The 419-nt window shown below is 76.6% G+C and carries 1 protein-coding gene; it reads right to left on the bottom strand.

What is annotated here, in order from left to right:
• Positions 1 to 419 (bottom strand): GTPase (locus FV223_RS29900; RefSeq protein ID WP_147730157.1); only part of this gene is annotated, 419 nt, incomplete at both ends.

The raw sequence follows: 419 nt of genomic DNA, 5'->3' as shown, positions 1-419 counted from the left end.
GAGCAGCGCCGGCATCCCCTGCCCCGTCAGCGCCGACACGGCGAGGCCGCCGCCGGACCCGTCGGCGAGGTCCGCCTTCGTCCGCACGCGCAGCACCCGGCCGGTCGCCGCGGGCTCGGTCGCCTTCGGGACCGGCGGCACCAGCATCAGGACGAGGTCGGCTTCCGCCATCCGGCGGCGGGTGCGCCGGATGCCCTCGGCCTCGACCGGATCGTGCGTCTCGCGCAGGCCCGCGGTGTCGACCAGCATCACCGGCAGGCCGCCGAGATCGAGCCGCACCTCGATCGCGTCCCGGGTGGTGCCCGGCACCGGCGAGACGATGGCCGCGTCACGCCGGCTCAACGCGTTGAGCAGCGTCGACTTGCCGGCGTTCGGCGGCCCGGCGAGCACGACCCAGAACCCCTCGCGCACCCGCTCGC

Origin of the sequence: Methylobacterium sp. WL116 (genome assembly GCF_008039455.1) — a bacterium.
Taxonomy (GTDB): Bacteria; Pseudomonadota; Alphaproteobacteria; order Rhizobiales; family Beijerinckiaceae; genus Methylobacterium.
Note: the sequence above shows the minus strand (reverse complement) of the source record. Positions and strands in the feature narration are given on the sequence as shown.